The organism is Alteromonas sp. 5E99-2, from assembly GCF_017368475.1.
In the GTDB taxonomy this organism is placed as follows: domain Bacteria; phylum Pseudomonadota; class Gammaproteobacteria; order Enterobacterales; family Alteromonadaceae; genus Alteromonas_F.
Genome location: NZ_JAFNJE010000110.1, coordinates 1 through 301, shown reverse-complemented (window position 1 = coordinate 301; position 301 = coordinate 1). Strand labels below are relative to the sequence as shown.

At 47.5% G+C, this 301-nt stretch carries 1 protein-coding gene; it reads left to right on the top strand.

All coding sequences use genetic code 11. The features are described 5' to 3' along the window. Window positions 1-301, top strand: a 301-nt coding sequence (locus J3L16_RS16115; RefSeq protein WP_207614077.1) for a phosphopantetheine-binding protein, incomplete at both ends; no start/stop codon positions are given.

Below are 301 nucleotides of genomic sequence, written 5' to 3'. Positions count from 1 at the left end.
TATCAGCCCGCTTACCCGATTACATGATACCGAGTCGCTTTATTATCTTGGCTGACTTGCCGTTAAATGCGAATGGTAAATTGGATAAAAAAGCCTTAACGGCGTTGTTAGTACACAGTGACGAGGCCTCATCAGCGCAAGACGAGGCAGCGAAAGGGCCACAAGAGCAGTTATTGGCAGAGATTTGGCAAACGTTATTGAATGTTGAGCGTGTGGGTCGTCATGATAACTTCTTTGAGTTGGGTGGCGATTCAATACTGGCGTTACAAGTGGTTGCTAGGGCCCGTAAGCAGGGGATGAA